The sequence below is a fragment of the Microcoleus sp. S13_B4 genome (assembly GCF_036700885.1).
Lineage (GTDB): Bacteria > Cyanobacteriota > Cyanobacteriia > Cyanobacteriales > Microcoleaceae > Microcoleus.
The window spans coordinates 88299-106322 of sequence record NZ_JAUBPU010000001.1; the positions used below are offsets into that span (position 1 = coordinate 88299).

Here is an 18024-nt window from a genome sequence, read left to right on the forward strand (position 1 = left end):
ATACAAAATTCTAATAAGCCCTCGATTCTTTAGTCTCGCATTGCGGGGACTTCTTCTGGCAAGGCGCGGTTTCAACAGCCTAATGTTCTTTTTTATTGTATGAATTTTACCACAAAACCCAGTTACTATCAAGTCGGTGGGAGTTTGACAAATAACGCTCCAAATTATGTGAAGCGGCAAGCCGACGATGACCTTTATAACGGATTAAAAGCCGGGGAATTTTGCTATGTTTTGAATTCCCGGCAAATGGGCAAATCTAGCTTGCAGGTGCGGACAATTCAACGGCTGAGAAATGAAGGAATTGCTTGTGCTGCGATCGACATTTCGGAAATTGGCAACCGCGGCGTCACTCCCGAACAGTGGTATGCTGGTTTACTCCGCATTCTCGAAAATAACTTTAACCTGTCGGATATGGTCAACGTGCGGACTTGGTGGCGCGATCGCAATTTTTTAACTCCGGTTCAAAGATTGAGCGAATTCATCGAAACCGTACTCTTACCCAACATTTCCAGCAATCTTGTCATTTTTATTGACGAAATCGACAGTATTCTCGCCCTAGATTTTCCCGCCGACGATTTTTTAGCCTTAATTCGCTCGTGCTACAACAAGCGCGCCAACAATTCAGAGTTCGATCGCCTAACTTGGGCCCTCTTAGGCGTAGCATCGCCGACGGATTTGTGCCGCGAGAAAAATGCCAGCAGCAATACCCCTTTTAATATTGGCAAGGCTATCGAATTAACTGGCTTTGACGAAACAGAAGCTCAACCGCTCGCAGCGGGTTTGGCAGAGCTGACAGACACCTCTGAGGAAGTTTTGAGAGAAGTATTGTATTGGACGGGCGGGCAGCCGTTCCTGACTCAAAAGCTGTGCAAACTCCTGCTGGAAAACCCACAATTAATGCCGAATTTACCCCCCCCTCGCCAAGGGGGGGAGAAAGATAAAATTAACACTTCTAAAGAGTGGGTGGAGAAAGTAGTGCGCTTGAAAATCGTGGAGAATTGGGAAACTCAAGATGTGCCCGAACATTTGTCCACAATTCGCGATCGGCTTTTCAAAGAAAACCAGCGCATTGTCAGGAGACTGGGATTGTATCAGCAAATTTTAGAACAAACTGAAATTGTCCCCGATGGTAGTACCGAACAAATGGAGTTGCGATTAAGCGGATTAATTGTTAAGCGCGGGGAAAAATTAACAATTTCTAATCCTATTTATGAATCTGTATTTAACCAAAAATTAATTGAAGAAAAATTAGAAAAACTATCGCCTTACTCGAAAGCGATCAAACTCTGGCTAAATTCTAGCTGTGAAGATGATTCCCAACTCTTGCGAGGATCTGAGTTGCAGTCAGCATTAGTTTGGGCGGCAGGAAAAAGTTTGAGAAATGAAGATTTTCAGTTTTTGACCGCCAGCCAGAAAGTTATTTTGAGCGACCAAAATCAACTGCTGCATTCAGCTACACTAGAAACTAAAAAAGCTGTCTGCGATGCCGAAAAAGCTCTGAGTGAAGCTGACTCTGCCAAACAAAAAGCCAAACAGTGGATCGGCATCGGTTCTGCGGTACTGGCAGCATCGTTACTGGCGGCGATCGGCTTTTCAACTCTCGCTTACCAGCGCTTTAAACTCGCACAAGCAAGTATCGAAATCGAACAAAATGGCAGCGATGCTTTATTGTTGGCTGTTTCTCAAAAGACCGAAAACACCGAAGCTTTATCAGAAGCTTTACTGAGGGCGATCGCCTCTGGCAAAAAATTAAAAGCCTTGGTTGAAAACAAACATAAGCTAGAAGAATATCCGGCAACTAGACCCCTGTTAGCTTTACAAATAATTCTCGATAAAATTAGCGAAACACAGCAGATAAAAACATCATTATTTCCGCAACGAAAGATAAAATGGCCGGCTCATAAAGGTGCAGTTACCAGCGTCAGTTTTAGTCCCCAAAGGCAAATTTTAGCAACCGCCGGAATAGACGATAGAGTTCGGATTTGGAACTTTTCCGGGAAAAAAATTGTTGAATGGAAAGCTTTACAACAGTCAGTTAATATGGTAAGCTTTAGCCCAAACGGTAATTTTTTAGCGACTGCAGGAAGGGACAGCACAGTTAAAATATGGAATTTATCAGGAAAAAATATTTCTAACTTCAAAGGGATTCAAGGCTCCGTTACTAGCATCAGTTTTAGTCCCGAAGGAAAGTTGTTGGCGGCCGCAGGAATAGACAGCAATGCTGCAATTTGGAAATTGTCAAACCTGCCAAAATCAATATCGTCTCCCGTCAAACTCCCCGGTCACAACGGCTTAGTGAGAAGCGTAAATTTTAGCCCAAACGGAGATTTTATAACGACTTTAGATGGCAACTCTACAGTGCGAATTTGGAATTTGTTGGGAAAACTGAAAAAAACACTTCCCCTTCAGGTAATTGGGCTCAGTTTCACTCCCGCTCCACACCAGTCTCACTTTGCTACAGTAACATTGAATGGCAAAGTTGGGCTGTGGAATCTGTCAGAAAAAGAATTAGTTAAGGAATTTCAAACGTTGCATTTTGATGCGAAGTCAATTAGTTTTAGTCCCGACGGAGAACGGCTTGCTACCGTGGGAATTGACAAGACTGTACGGCTGTGGAATTTAGCGGGGCGGCAGGTTGCTCAATTTGAGTTTGAGGAAAATGTTGTTAGTGTCAGTTGGAGTCGAGACGGAAAGCAAATTGCTGTAGCTGGAAGCAACGGCACTGTCTGGCTGAGGCAGGTTGAAGGGTTAGAAGAATTGCTCAAGCAAAGCTGCAATTTTTTCACCACTCAACCGAAGTATTTTACAAGAGTTTCAACTCTCTGCAAGTAGGACACGGCAGTGCCATGTCCCTAATGATTACTATCAATTTACTTTAACAGGCGAAACACTTAAATTAGGATTTGTGACTCTTTTTAAGAGTTCTTGTCGGGCTTGTTCTGGATTTTGGCCTTTGGGTACTTGATATAATAATCTACAGGAACCGTCTTGAGGATTAGCTGCACAAATAATTAGTTGACCGGTGGGCGATGCACCTGCTGTGACAATATTCTCCCAAGTTCCTTGCGGTTGTGAGTTGTTGAGAATTCCCGATACTCTAGTGCACCGAGTAATCGCGTCTTCTCCTGATTCATTGAAATAGTTATCAGCTAGCCACAAAATAACGGGAATATTTTTGCCTTGTTGGACAGCAATTGTAGCTGGGCGGCCGCCAGCAGCGCCGCAGAAGAATGAAGGCGTTTGGGCAAAGGCTGGACTGTTTGCTAAAATCGGAGCAGCAAGGGCAATAATTGACGCGCTAAAAGCTGACTTTAAGAGCCGAAATTTCATGAGCAGTAATAAGCTTTTTCATTTTAAGGTTACTAATAGTCTAAAAAGTTAAACTGTTTGGTGCCGGGAAGATTAGGCATTTAGAGAAAAAAATAAAATTTATTCTGCCAATTTTTGCGATCGCACACACTGGCCTCATCTGGGCTAAAACTCCGGGGAAAAAGCTCGCTGACAAACACGGACGGCAGAAAATACGTGCAGCCAGAGGGGGCGCAGGCGCGAAGGTATAGGGTAAAGGAGTGGTTTTGCACCGTTTTTTGCGCTCGCCTCGCTGTTCCTGATGCCGTCCCACCTAAAGTGGAACCTGTGTTAACATCGAAAAAAATATTCTCTTTAATAATCAACAATGGGCAATGTTCTGGTGCTGAACGCCTCCTACGAACCCCTTAACATCACCAATTGGCGAAGGGCGGTAGTTTTGTTGCTGAAAGGAAAAGCAGAACAGGTTGAACACAACGGGAAATTTATTGCGCCAAACTTCCCGCTACCAACTGTGATCCGACTGCGGCATTATGTCCGAGTTCCCTATAAGGATATTCCGCTGACCCGCCGGAACATCTTGCACCGGGACGCACACTCTTGTCAATACTGTAGTTATACGGGGGACGATTTAACCCTCGATCATGTGATTCCCCGATCGCGCGGAGGAGGCGACACTTGGGAAAACCTCGTCACCGCCTGCGTGCGCTGCAATGTCAATAAAGGCAGCCGCACGCCCAAAGAAGCGGGAATGCCGCTGCGCCATCCGCCTCGGAAACCTCACAGCGGTCTTTATTTTGAAGTGACTAAACACGTTAAGAGCGGTATGCACAAAGAATGGCAAAAATATGTAATTGGCCTTTAAAACCCCTGTCAGCGCAAGCGCGGGGGTTTTTTGCGGAAGTTCTGAGTCCTGAGATTGCTTCGTTCCTGGGAACGCACACTCTCTGCATGAGTTAAAAAGTTAAACAGTTAAAGAGAGAATTTACACTCTTAAATCAGGTTTCTCGTAAGAAGTATGGGCTTTGACAACAAGGCATCTACAAAGAAACCGGGTTTAAGAGTGAATGTCGTGCAAATCCTGAAAGAGTTAAATTGTTAATCTTTAACGATGAAAGACCATTCCCCTACCAATTCCGATGAAACATCTGGCAACCGCGAAGGTGAACTTGAGGCCAGCAGCCCGGTTGTACCCGAAGTGAGTGCGCCTGGGAAACGGCGCACCAAAGCCGAACTTGCTTCCCAAGAGAATCGTGGCCGTCTCCGCGAGGAATTGCACGATCGCAAAGTAGAGCAATTGCGCCAAATGTTCGATCGACACAAAGGCACTCGCCAATTAATATTACTGCAAGATTTTCCCGACCCCGACGCACTTTCAAGCGCTTGGACTTACAAATTAATCGCCGAACAGTACGATATCCAATGCGAGATGATCTACGCCGGCGCCCTCAGCCACCAAGAAAATATTGCCTTAGTTAAATTGACAGGGTTGCCGTTGCAGCGGTGGACGCTGGAAACAGTAAAAACTAAGGATTTGTCGGTGTTTAAGGGCTGCGCTTTCATCGACAATCAAGGGACGACTTGTAACTTAACCGAGTATATTTTAGCGGCTGGAGTTCCGATCGCCGCCGTCATCGATCATCACAATTTGCAGGGAGAAATGAACGCAGAATTTACAGATTTGCGTCCTCAAATCCGCGCTACAGCCACGATTTTTGCGGAGTATTTACAGGCTGGACTCCTAACTCTCGACGGCAGCGTCAGTCTGCACATCAAGTGCGCTACAGCTTTGATGCACGGTTTGCGATCGGATACAAACGCCCTCAGACAAGCTCAGGAAGAGGACTTTTTAGCTGCGGCTTATTTGAGCCGGTTTTACGACCCGCAGTTGCTGAATGCGGTGTTGCAGTCGTCTCGTTCTAAATGGGTGATGGACGCGATCGAGCGATCGCTCAAACACCGCACCGTCCAGAACAATTTTTCGATCGCCGGCATCGGCTACCTCCGCTATGACGATCGGGATTCTATTCCCCAAGCGGCGGACTTTTTAGTAACAGAAGAGAACGTACACACAGCAGTTGTCTACGCAATTGTTCACGACAAAGACGAAGAAATTGAAGTAGTAATTGGCTCGCTGCGAACTAATAAACTTACTCTTGACCCCGACGAATTTATTAAAGAAGCCTTCGGCCAAGATGCTCAAGGACGCTTTTTTGGCGGTGGCAGAAGTCAAGCAGGAGGTTTTGAAATTCCGGTGGGCTTTCTTTCCGCCGGGAATGAGAACAGCGATTATGCAAGGCTAAAATGGGAAGTATTCGATGCTCAGATTAAGCAAAAATTGCTGAATTTAATTAGTCCTAAAGACAATCCAGTTTACGATCATTAACTCTAAAGTTTGTAGATGCGGTCTTGATTCCAGCAACAGCCTGGGAATGCGATATTTGGGTTTGGACTCCCGTTGCTACCAGGTTTTGCTGAGTTTTTTTCTCATTCCGGGCAAAATCTCAACTTGACAATCCGTCCTGCACGCACTCCAACTCTCATCAACGGGGGTTTTTCACTCTTATTAAGGGTTTGAACGAAGTAAGGGGGTTAAAAAAGCCCCTTGCTCCGTCCCAGACTAAGAGTAATAAATTTTATACCCATTTCCAAAAAAAATACACTCAAAAAAACGTGTTATAACTATTATAAAATAATGCAACTAATTATTTTGCTAAAAAACACCTGGTTTGGGAGTAAATTTAATTTCATAGAGCTTACTAATCTCAAAAACATAATTTTTAAACTTTAAGAATTTTACAGGCTTATTTTTTTAAAATTTTTCTATAAAATCGCTAAATAAATCACAGTTTGTCCGAGTAGGTGCAGGAGATTGGGGATCATTTGGATAAAAAAGCGCCGTACAATCAGCCAAATAGAGAGGGAAAAAGATAAATCTTTGGCTAAATCACATAAAAACTAAAAGTTGTATTATTGCATAAAAATTGTATTTTAAACATAAAACTTTGGTTTTTTTATCAAGCAAACAACCAGTTGGTAAGAGTTGAAACAAATTTTTATATTTATTTGGCGCGGGTTAGAATAGTAAAAAATAGCTTTTAAAAAAAAGGAACACGGAGATGTTTAGAAAACAGACTTCCTCTTTGTCGTTAGAGAAAATTCTAGAAAAAATTTCAGAAATTGCACTTCAACTCAACGAGTTCGCGGAGCTAGAGACAATTTTACAATGTGCGGTAGAAGAAACCAGGGTGCTGCTGCAAAGCGATCGCGTGATTATTTATCGCTTCCTACCGCATAGAGATGGCGTAGTATTTTCTGAATCGGTTGATGCCCAGTGGCCGCAAATCCTAGGAAAACAGATTTACGATCCTTGCTGTGAAGCTACCTGGGTAGAGCGTTACAGCCAGGGACAAACGAGCAGCATTTCTGATATTCACAGCGGTTCTCTTCAAGCTTGTGATGTCGAATTGCTCGATCGCATCCAAGTTCAGGCAAATTTAGTTGTGCCAATTTTGCTCAGCATTAAACAACAGCCATCTCCAAAGCTTTGGGGGCTGTTGATTGCTCATCAATGCCAAAGTCCGCGTCAGTGGGAACCTCTCGACGTTCAGATCGTGCAACACGTTGCATTGCAGCTCGGCTTAAGGATGCGGCATCTGGAATCTAACCACCCAGTGCTGTCGCCAAATCAACCGCCGGAACTCCAAACAGAACCGAATCAAACTGATCCCAATACAGAAAGCGCGTCAAGAGTCAATCATCAAAATTGCCTGCAACCAGACTTTGCCTGTTCCCTGAGCGGGGATATTGTGCACCTCAAAGCCTTTGACTTGTTGCAAAACCCGATCTGGATATTGGATATTGAGGATTGGCAAATCCGGTGGGCTAATCAAGCCTCATTGTACCTGTGGAATGCTTCGACGTGGCAGCAACTCGCGAGCCACAACTTTAGGGATATGTTGTCAGAGTTTACTCGGATTCGCTTGCAGAGCTATCTGCAGCAGTTTGAGCAAGGTCAAACCTTGTCCGAGCAGTGGACTTTTTATCCGGGCGGTGAGCGTGTTTCTGTCGGCTGTCGGTGCTCTGGCATCAGGATTGATAGCGGGCGTTTGGCAATCCTGGTCGAGGGTAAGGTTGAAACCGCTCATCAAATCGAACCGGAAACCCTGCGATCGATCGAGGCACTCCGACACACGACGTTCATAGTTTCGCTATATACCCTCGAAGGGGTGCCGCTGCTGCAAAACCCGGCGGCCTTGTGCTGTTATGGGGATATGCAGCCGCCTCACTCTGCGACAGACAATGCTTTTCTGAGCCGCTTTGTTGACTCTCAGGTAGGAGAGCGAGCAATGGCAGTTCTTAAGTCCGGTGAGGTATTTAGCACGGAGGCTCAAGTGATTACTCTGGCGGGAATTCGCTGGCACCGGATGGACGTGCGATGTACCAACGATCCGGTAACAGGCAACCCGATGTTGCTCGTGAACGAAAAGGACATTACCGACCGCCAGCAGACAGAAACAGCCCTGCAAAAGAGTCAAACCCGGTTGTCAGAAGCCCAGGGGCTTGCCCACATCGGTAACTGGGAATGGGACGTGATTACGGGTAAAATTACCTGGTCTCCCGAACTCTTTGAGATTTTGGGACGCGACAGAGCCCTGGGCGAACCTACCTATGAAGAAAACCTGCGGCTTTACCATCCCGAAAGTGCCGAACAGCTACACCTGGTAGTTCAACGAGCACTCACTCGCGGAGAGCCTTATCTATTGCGGCTCAAAATCCTGCGCCCGAATGGTTCTATCCGCCATACCGAAGCCAGAGGACAGACCGAACTCAATGCAGAGGGAAAAGTCATTCGGTTGTTTGGTACATCGCAAGACATTACGGATCTGGTGCAGGCGGAAACAGAACTCAGAGAATTGAGTACAGCTCTTGCTAATGCCGTTGAGGGTATGTCGCGGCTGGATATTTTCGGACGGTACATCAACGTTAATCAAGCCTACGCGAATATAGCAGGTTATCAACCTGCAGAAATGGTTGGTATGAATTGGCAGAAAACAGTTCATCCCGACGACTGTGACAAGATGATGGCGGCTTATCAAAAAATGCTAGCCGAGGGTAGAGTCGAGGTTGAGGCCCGTGGTATCCGAAAAGATGGCTCGATTTTTTACAAGCAATTGGTGATGTTGGCAGCCTACGACTCGCAGGAGCGATCGATGGGGCATCACTGCTTTATGAAAGATATCACCGATCGCAAGCAAGCAGAAGCAGCATTACAACAAGAGTTCCAGCGTCTGGGTATAGTGATTGCTACCCAACAGGAAATCGCCATCCGCAATCCCAATCTCGATGCAGTCATGGCTGTGATTGCAGAGAGGACTCAAGATTTGACCCGCGCCGATGGAGCAGTGATTGAAATGGTTGAAGGGGATGAATTGGTGTATCGGGCAGCCAGTGGTATTGTCTCCGCCTATATTGGATTACGGCTCAAAGTAGGCACAAGTTTATCGGGAAAATGTATTGAGACCGGCCAAATCATGCTTTGCGAGGATTCAGAAACCGATGCACGGGTAAATCTGGCTGCCTGTCAGCGCATTGGTCTGCGGTCAATGGTGGTTGTTCCCTTGTTCTATCAGGACGATCGGGTTGGCGTCTTAAAAGTGCTTTCAGCTAAACCCTCTGCCTTTACAGAGTCAGATATCCAGACCTTACAACTGATGGCCGGGTTTCTGGCAAGCAGCCTGCATCTGGCTTCAGAGTTTGATGCCAAAAACATTCTCCTGAGTCAATTACAGGAAAGTGAGGAACGGTATCGTTCTGTGATTGCGAGCATGACAGAAGGCGTCGTACTTCAGCTAGCAGACGGACAAATTACTACCTGTAATGCTAGTGCCGAAAGGATTCTAGGGCTGACCCCCGAACGAATGATGGGCCGTACATCCATAGATTTAGACTGGCGAATCGTTCGGGAAGATGGCTGTCCCTTCCCCGGCGAACAGCATCCGGCAATGATCACCATCAGGACGGGACAACCGCTATCAAATGTGGTGATGGGCATTCACAAATCGGATCAAACGCTGACTTGGATTTCGATTAATTCTCAACCGCTGTTCCATCTCAATCAGTCTCAACCCTATGCAGTAGTGACGACTTTTGCTGATATTACAGAACGCAAGAGGGCCGAGGAGATGCTCAGACACCGGGCGGAACGAGAAAGATTAATTGCTACGACAGATGGGTTAACACAAGTAGCAAACCGCCGCTGTTTTGATGAGCGATTGCAGTCGGAATGGTACCGACTGATGCAGGGCAAACAACAGCTTTCGTTGATTATGTTGGATGTAGATTATTTCAAGCGATATAACGATTGCTACGGACATCAAGCTGGGGATACTTGTTTGGTGAAAGTCGCGAAAGCTGCAGCAGCCGCAGTTAAACGTTCTACCGATTTGTTTGTGCGCTATGGGGGCGAAGAATTTGCTGCTATCCTGCCGAGTACGGATGCTGCAGGGGCGATCGCGGTTGCTAAGTCGATCCGAGAGGCAATCCGAGATTTGGCAATCCCTCACGAGCAATCTGATGTCAGCGCGATCGTGACTGTTAGCATGGGAATTGCGACTGTGATTCCCTGCTTGGGAACATCACCGGATGAACTCGTTGCCGTCGCCGATCGAGCGTTGTATGATGCGAAACGACAAGGGCGCGATCGCTACAGAAGCGCCAACCAGATGACGGCGCCAGAGGTCAATCCAGTTGTAGAATAAGCATAAGGTAGGTATATCCTAGACCGCTCCTAGAAAAACGGGATAAAATGCCTGGAAGTATTGATATATGCTTATTTACCTGATCCGTCACGGTATCGCAGCCGCGCCCGAAGAATACGATACAGACTCAGAACGCCCGCTGACTAAAGAGGGCGATCGTAAAACCAGGAAAATCGCCCAGCGACTGTACGAACTCGAAATTCAGTTTGACCTGATTCTCACCAGTCCCCTACTGCGAGCCCAGCAAACCGCGCAAATCCTGCAAACCGTCGGTTTGAGTTCCAAAATAGAAGAATCCGCCGCCCTCGCACCTTCAGGAGACATCGGGAACTGGCTGGAGTGGTACAAACAGTGGCAGGAAATAGGTAGCGGCAGCTTGGCGCTGGTGGGCCACCAACCAGACTTAGGCCATTGGGCAGAAACTTTGGTTTGGGCTCGATCGCAAGATGCCCTCATTCTCAAAAAAGCAGGTATCATCGGCTTAATCCTCCCGGAAACAGGCTCCCCAGTGGGCCGCAGCCAAATGTTTTGGCTAACTCCGCCCAAGTTTTTGCTGTGCTAGAAACAGCGAACCGCCCCGACATTAACAGGACGCGGCAGCCCTCTTAAACCCGCATTCTCGGACGCCGACACCGGGAAAAAGGGGCGAAAATACGCAGCGGCGCGATCGGGCTGTCTGTTCCAAAACCCAGTTTCTGAACCCAAATTAAAGGATTATTTGTCAAGACTGTGACACTATCTTGGTTTCTGGTAATGTACTTTTAGTAGTATTGAACTCACACAAAACGGTATCGCAATGGTCGTCGGCGAATTCAAACCAGGTTTAGAAGGTGTTCCCGCCACCTTGTCCAGCATTAGCTACGTCGATGGACAAAAAGGGTTGCTGGAATATCGCGGGATTAGCATCGAGGAACTGGCACTGAAAAGCTCCTTTCTCGAAACTTCATATTTATTAATCTGGGGGGTACTTCCGACAAAGGAAGAACTCGAAGCTTTCGAGCATGAAATTCGCTATCACCGCCGGATCAAATATCGCATCCGGGACATGATGAAATGCTTTCCAGAAAGAGGACATCCAATGGACGCCCTGCAAGCTTCAGCGGCCGCCTTGGGCTTGTTCTACTCGCGCAGAGCTCTGGCTAACCCAGCATACATTCGAGAAGCTGTAGTGCGGCTGCTAGCTAAGATTCCCACAATGGTAGCAGCGTTCCAGCAAATGCGACGCGGAAATGACCCGGTGCGGCCGAGGGATGACTTGGACTACTCCGCTAACTTTCTTTATATGCTCAACGAGCAAGAACCCGATCCGCTGTTAGCTAGCATTTTTGATACTTGTCTGACTCTGCACGCTGAACATACAATTAATGCCTCTACATTTTCGGCAATGGTAACAGCTTCGACGCTGACAGACCCTTACGGAGTGATTGCTTCAGCAGTTGGCACTTTGGCGGGGCCGCTGCACGGGGGAGCTAATGAAGAAGTGATTGATATGTTGGAGCAAATTGGTTCGGTAGAAAATGTGCGGGCTTTTGTCGAGAAGAGCGTTGCAAATAAGGACAAAATTATGGGCTTCGGTCACCGAGTTTACAAGGTGAAAGATCCGAGAGCAACTATTCTCCAAGGGTTAGCCGAACAGTTGTTTGAGAACTTCGGTCACGATGATTATTACGACATTGCTGTCAAGTTAGAAGAAGTGGTTGAGGAGAAATTGGGTCACAAAGGAATTTATGCAAATGTAGATTTCTATTCTGGTTTGGTTTATCGAAAAATGGGAATTCCGCTCGACTTGTTTACGCCAGTTTTTGCGATCGCCCGCGTTGCTGGCTGGTTGGCCCACTGGAAGGAACAGCTAGAGGCAAACCGCATTTACCGTCCGACTCAAATATATACGGGGACTCACGGTGCTCCTTATATTCCAATCGAGGACAGACGCCCATCCTAAAGCAAAATTATCAACCCCGATCTGAAAATGGCGAGAAGAATTTTTTGCTTTCGTGAAGTGGTGAATTAAAAATTGCTTTCGCGTTTCGAGTCAGGAAGCAATCTCTGTCTGCCAAAAGCTGCTGTGCTGGGTTGCACCCCTCTTGTATATTGTGCTGTTTGTTGGCGACAATAGTAAGAAGTGACGATTTTCAGGAACTCCGGTCCTCAGGCTTGCGGGTCTGAGGCTTTTTATTGGAATATTAAAGTTGCAGCCGATTTATATCAAATCCGTTAGCATCGGAATAGTAAATTAGAGTTCATTGTTGACGGTTGACTGTTCACTGTTCACTGCGTCAACAGTCAACAGCGTCGCCCTGAGCATAGTCGAAGGGTCAACAGTGAACATCATGTATTGAGTGTAACCGGAAATGATATTACGGGTGAATTCACCAAATAAGTAAAATTGGAGGCAGAGCCTCCGCATCTGCGTTACCAGGAAGAGCCTGGTAACGAGTAGACTAGCTAAATCTAAACAGATTGAGCTACATGATGGCGGCTGGTCAATTTATCCAATTGATTCACCAACAAACTTAAGAACAATCCCACATCGGTAACAACTCCAGTAGATTCGATCGAACCTCGATCGCTCAATTTCGTCACCACCGCCGGATTAATGTCCACACACACCATCTTCACCCCAGCCGGTGTCATATTTCCCACACCAATTGAGTGCAGCATAGACGACAGCATTAACACCATATCCGCACCCCGTAACAGCTCAGTATATTCTTCTTGAGCTTTAACTAAATCCATTTGCGTGTCAGGAAGTGGCCCGTCATCGCGGATCGAACCGGCAAGCGAAAAGGGTATATTGTGCTTCACGCACTCGTACATCACACCGTTAGTAACCAGCCCGGCTTCAACAGCTTTTGCAATACTCCCGTAACGCCGCACAGTATTAATTATTTTCAAGTGATGCCGGTGTCCGCCGCGCACAGCAACACCGCGTTTCATGTCAACCCCTAAAGAGGTTCCCATATTGGATTGTTCCATGTCGTGAACCGCGATCGCATTTCCGCCCAACAAGGCTTGCACGTAACCTTCGCGAATCAAATGCGCTAAATGTTCGCCACCCCCAGTGTGAATGACAACAGGCCCTGCGGTAACTACAACTTTGCCACCGCGATCGCGAATTTGGCGCAATTCCCAGGCTACTTGTTCCACCACCAATTCTACGCGGCGCTCGCTAGAAACGCTGCCGGACATAAAGCTAAATTCTTGAGAATTGCGCTGTTCCCGCGATTCTGTTTTGCGGATGGTGCGGATGCCGACCACATCAACAACGACTTTTTCTCCTACTTTTAAATCGCGCAATAATTTGCATTTAGCCACTGGGCCTTCTGCCGTTTCTGTAATAGCTACTGCTCCATCCATCCGCTGATTTTGTACCTTCACCCACTGGTTATTTACCCGCACTTCGGTGGGATAAATCGTACTCACATAAAAGTCGTCCGGGCCGACGCCATCTTGCACTACCGGTTCTAAAATAGCGTCGCAAATCTCTTGCGGCGGGGGGACGGCACCCAAATCAATCAGCAGTCCCATGATTTCTTCCATCACATCGTGGGAAGGAGCCGAAACTTTAACGTCCGCACTGGATGTGCTTTGCCGCTGCTCTCCTAAATTGAAATTGAGGACTTGGAAACTGCCGCCGTTTTCGATAATTAAGTCTAAAGCGCGACTGATTAAACCAGCATCAAGCAGGTGGCCGTCCATGCGAATTGTGCGGCTTTCTACCATCACGTTTGCCGATCGATCTTCTTGCACTGGTTCCGTTACCCGCAGCGTCAAACACTTACAGGCGCCGCCCGCTTTCAGAAATTCGGTCATCGGCGTTTCAATTACTTGAAAACCAGCCTGAGTAATGCGCGTTTTCAAGGCTTCGCTAACCTTGTTCATTACCACAACTTTGTCAATATTGACGGCATTGCAGGCAAAATTTGCGGCATCTGCTTCTTCAATGGCAATGCGTTTTTCCGGCGCAACTCGCATTTCAATTAAGCGGTTGGAATACGAGTCAAATGCTGCTGGATAGTAGAGCAAATAGCCGCCTGTTAGGGGACAAAAACAGGTGTCTAGGTGATAGAAACGTTCGTCTACTAAACGCAGCGAAAGCACTTCAATGTTGAGCCATTTTGCTAGTAACGGGTGCGAGTCGAGTTCGGAACGGAAGCCGTATCCGGCCCACAACCAGCGTCCTTCGCGATCGAGCAAAGCATCGCCCGCGCCCTCAAACGGCAAGTCTTTCGGGAGTTCGTGCACGGTGAAACCTTTGCTTTCAAACCATGCTTTGAAATAGGGTTCTTCGCCTTGGCGTTCTTTGTGATAAAAACGGCTGAGGACGAAGGTATTGCCTAAAAGTAAGCCTGCGTTTGCGGTGAAAACCATATCCGGCCAGCCTTTTGCAGGCGGTACGAGGTCTACAACGGCGTTGTCTTTGAGGACGTGGTAGAGTTTTTCCCACTGTTCGACGGCGCGATCGCGCGATGATTTGTGTACGTTACCCTCCATCCACGGATTAATCACGTAATCCACATCGTAGTGGTCGGGAGCACACATGAGGAAGCGAATTGAGTCAGTCATAATTCAGTTAAAATGTGGTAGACGCTACAGCAGACGTATGTTGACAGAGTTTGTATAATAGCAACTGTAATATTCACTACTAATTTTAACAGCGCAACGCCTGGAGCCTCAAAAGGCTAACTCTTTATTATATCATCTTTAAGATGAGATTACACTAAATGACAGACCGTTCGCAGGAAATACTGGTGAAAATGTCAGGTTATGACGCACTCTAAAATTAGGTTCTGATAGACGATTAATACGAGTTCCGTTGAATTGCCCCCAGTCTTACGGTAGGGGAGGGTTTAGGCTCTTCTCTGGCTTATATTTATAGATGGTTGGTGAACCAGCCCCTACAAGAATTATGGTTAATTTACCGCCCATGATTTAACAGCTTATCCTAACTTTTAACTTTCAACTTTTGCGAAATCGGCAGTTTGATCGCAAATTCTGTTCCCCGGCCAACTTCTGAATGACACTCCAGCTTACCGCCGTGGGTGTCTTTAACAATTTGGTAACTAATCGATAACCCCAAACCAGTGCCGCTGCCGATCGGTTTGGTAGTAAAAAATGGGTCAAACATCCTTGACTGAACTTCGGGACGGATACCGGGCCCGTTGTCAAAAATCCGCACACACACTTGATTTTCGCTGCTGACTTCAGTAACAATGCGAATTTGGTTAATTTTGCAAGTACAGCTTGCTGATGACTCTTCCACAGCGTCGATCGCATTCAACAACAAATTCATAAATACCTGGTTTAATTGAGCTGGATAACACTCGACTTTTGGCAGTGTACCGTAATTTTTAATAAGTTCAATTTCCCGACGTTGTGGCTGTGACTGCAATCGGTGCTGCAAAATCACCAAAGTGCTCTCTATCCCTTCATGAATGTCTATTACTTTGCGAGCTGTTTCATCTAGTCTCGAAAAGTTTCGCAGAGACAGCACTATCTGCTTAATTCGGTTAGCACCTTCTTGCATTGAAGCCATGACTTTCGGAAAATCCTCAGCGATAAAATCTACCTCGATTTCGTCCAATTCTTGAGCTATTTCGGGAACTGGTTCTGGATAGTGTTGCTGGTAGAGATCGATCACTTTTAGCAAATCGCGAGCATACTGTGCGGCGGGAATAATATTGCCGTAGATGAAGTTGACAGGGTTATTAATTTCGTGGGCAACTCCCGCTACCATTTGCCCGATACTTGACATTTTTTCGGATTGAATGAGCTGGGATTGAGCATTTTTTAAGTATTCCAGAGTTTGTTCTAATTGTTGCGCTTTTTCCCGTTCTCGCAGTTCGCTAAGAAGCAAAGCTGCTTCTGCTTGTTTGCGATCGCTAATATCCATTACGGTTCCCAACAGTTTGATTACTTCCCCAGTTTCGTTAAAAACAGCTTCTCCCCTTCCTTCTACGTATATGATATGACCGCTAGGATGAAAAAATCGGAACTCTCTTTTGTAGGAAATGCCTTGTGAGATAGTGAGGGTGACAGTTTGTTGGAACAAGTCTCTGTCGTCGGGATGACACATTTGTACAAGTTGGGCAGATGTCGGTTCAGTTGCACTTGAGTCAAGACCAAAAATGCGGAATACTTCTTCTGACCAAGCAATTTTATTGGTGACTAAATCAAATTCCCAACTGCCGATATGGGCAATTTTCTGGGCTGCTGCTAGACTAGCTTCGCTCTGTTGAAGTTTAAGTCGCTGTTGTTTATCTTGTTCGAGAAGATTTGCTTGAGCGATCGCAATTCCCATCTGTGCCGCCACAGCCTTCAATAATCTGATCTCATCTGGTGTCCAGTGACGCGGGCAATCGTACTGGTGCAAGCATATCATTCCGTTGGCTTTTCCCTGGTAGGAAGTGCGGATGGATATCATCGACTTCAAACCTATTTGACAGCACAAATCTCTGACGTTTTCTAGCAGGGGATCGGAAAAAACATCGTCAGAAACTACAGCTTGCTCTTGGGACAATAAAAACTGAACGTGAGGATTGCCCTGTACGGGGATTTCTAAATCTAAAAGCGATTTTGAGGCGGCTTTTCTGTACTCAGCGACATTAAAAATTCGTGGAACAGGGTGTTCTGTGTAGGTATGAATCAAGCAGCAATCGGCATTAAAAATGCGACCTATTTGAGCCGTTGCTGTTTGAAAAACTTGATCTTGATTTAAGCTGTAGCGTATTTCGAGAGTAATTGTTTCTAAGAGAAATCTTTGCTTAATTTGCCGTTCCAAAGCAGCTAAAGCTGTTTTAAGTTCGAGTTCTGCTTGTTTGCGATCGCTAATTTCAGCAGCAGTTCCCAAAATTTTCCAAGGTTTGCCCTGCGGTGTTCTGGCAAACACGCTCTCCCGACTGCAAAACCACCGATATTCACCATTCTTGTGCTGTATCCGGTATTCAAAATCAAAGCTTTCGCCATCTTTTGCTGTCTCAATTTTTTTTCTTTGTTCTGAGAATGCAGGGATATCGTCAGGGTGTATTAACTTAGGAATAAATGTAGCTGCCATCTCCTGTATTTCTTCAAACGTGTAGCCAATATCGCTATAAATTTCGCGGTTGACGTAGAGACTTCTCTCTTCTATCAAATCGTAAACGTACAATAGATTAGGATTCGTTTTAATTACTGCCGACAGCCAGTGCTGGCTTTCTCGTAGTTGTTCTTCGATCCGCTTGCGTTCTTCTATTTCAGCTTCTAGCAGCGCATTTTTTGCTAAAAGTTCCTTAGAAAGCCGACTGAGCAGCAGTTGATTTTCGACGCGAGCCACGACTTCTTCTATTTCAAACGGTTTAGTAATGTAGTCTACCGCCCCCAGCGAAAAAGCTTTAACTTTATCAAAAACTTCATTTAAAGAGCTGATAAAGATCACAGGAATATCTTTCGTTTTCGGAGACGCTTTTAGCTGTTCGCAGACTTGATAGCCATCCATACCGGGCATCATGATGTCCAGCAAAATTAAATCCGGTGGACTCGATAGAGCAAAGTTGAGAGCCAATTTGCCATCTCGTGTCGGCCGCACTTTATATCCCCGCTTAGACAAAAGCCGGGATAAAAGTCGCAAGCTTTCTGGATTGTCGTCCACCATTAAAATATTTTCTTGTAAAGCAGTGGTTGGAAGTCTAAGTGTTTCTCGGCTTGGATTTTTCTCGTCAGTTGTATTCACAGCAGACCCTCAAATTATTCAAATTTTTTATGTGGTAATACTTTTAATTTATTAACCGTTTGTAGCTAACACTCTCAGGTAAACCAGCACAACTCTTGGGTAGATACCACACTCCTAAATTATCTGTAATTATATCAAAAATAAGAATAGTTTGAAAATGTGTGGAAATCTAATTATCGCAGCCCATCAAGAAAACAGCCGAGATTCCTCAAATCACAGGCTCAGCAAGCAACTTTGATTAAAGGT

The 18024-nt window shown here is 46.1% G+C and carries 9 protein-coding genes; 6 read left to right on the plus strand and 3 right to left on the minus strand.

Features of this window, described 5'->3' with window-relative positions:
- Window positions 1-99: 99 nt before the first annotated feature.
- Entirely contained in the window at window positions 100-2832 is a 2733-nt protein-coding gene (locus tag QT994_RS00365) for an AAA-like domain-containing protein (protein ID WP_333170773.1), read from the plus strand.
- 33 nt (window positions 2833-2865) lie between these two features.
- Here the strand turns inward: QT994_RS00365 and QT994_RS00370 are convergent, their stop codons facing one another.
- A complete protein-coding gene (locus QT994_RS00370; RefSeq protein ID WP_333170777.1) occupies window positions 2866-3330 on the minus strand; it encodes a COP23 domain-containing protein in 465 nt (154 codons plus the stop codon).
- A 346-nt stretch (window positions 3331-3676) separates the two neighbouring features.
- On the opposite strand from QT994_RS00370, the gene QT994_RS00375 reads away from it, so the two are divergent.
- The 5 genes from QT994_RS00375 to QT994_RS00395 all read left to right on the plus strand — a co-directional run bounded on the left by QT994_RS00375 (window position 3677) and on the right by QT994_RS00395 (window position 12012).
- On the plus strand, window positions 3677-4174 hold the full coding sequence (locus tag QT994_RS00375; RefSeq protein WP_333049693.1) for an HNH endonuclease: 498 nt from the start codon (window positions 3677-3679) through the stop codon (window positions 4172-4174).
- Window positions 4175-4420: 246 nt separating this feature from the next.
- On the plus strand, window positions 4421-5695 hold the full coding sequence (locus tag QT994_RS00380) for a bifunctional oligoribonuclease/PAP phosphatase NrnA (RefSeq protein WP_333049691.1): 1275 nt from the start codon (window positions 4421-4423) through the stop codon (window positions 5693-5695).
- Between the two features lie 733 nt (window positions 5696-6428).
- The gene (locus QT994_RS00385; RefSeq protein ID WP_333170779.1) at window positions 6429-10070 is read left to right on the plus strand and encodes a diguanylate cyclase domain-containing protein; all 3642 of its coding nucleotides are present in this window, start codon (window positions 6429-6431) and stop codon (window positions 10068-10070) included.
- 67 nt (window positions 10071-10137) lie between these two features.
- Window positions 10138-10632 (plus strand): phosphohistidine phosphatase SixA, encoded by a 495-nt coding sequence (gene sixA / locus QT994_RS00390; RefSeq protein WP_333170782.1) that lies wholly within the window; start codon window positions 10138-10140, stop codon window positions 10630-10632.
- A 234-nt stretch (window positions 10633-10866) separates the two neighbouring features.
- On the plus strand, window positions 10867-12012 hold the full coding sequence (locus QT994_RS00395; RefSeq protein ID WP_333170785.1) for a citrate synthase: 1146 nt from the start codon (window positions 10867-10869) through the stop codon (window positions 12010-12012).
- A gap of 509 nt (window positions 12013-12521) precedes the next feature.
- Here the strand turns inward: QT994_RS00395 and argZ are convergent.
- On the minus strand, window positions 12522-14636 hold the full coding sequence (argZ, locus tag QT994_RS00400; protein ID WP_333170788.1) for a bifunctional arginine dihydrolase/ornithine cyclodeaminase: 2115 nt from the start codon (window positions 14634-14636) through the stop codon (window positions 12522-12524).
- A 379-nt stretch (window positions 14637-15015) separates the two neighbouring features.
- Complete coding sequence (locus QT994_RS00405) at window positions 15016-17778, minus strand: PAS domain-containing protein (RefSeq protein ID WP_333170791.1); 2763 nt, start codon at window positions 17776-17778, stop codon at window positions 15016-15018.
- Window positions 17779-18024: the final 246 nt, after the last annotated feature.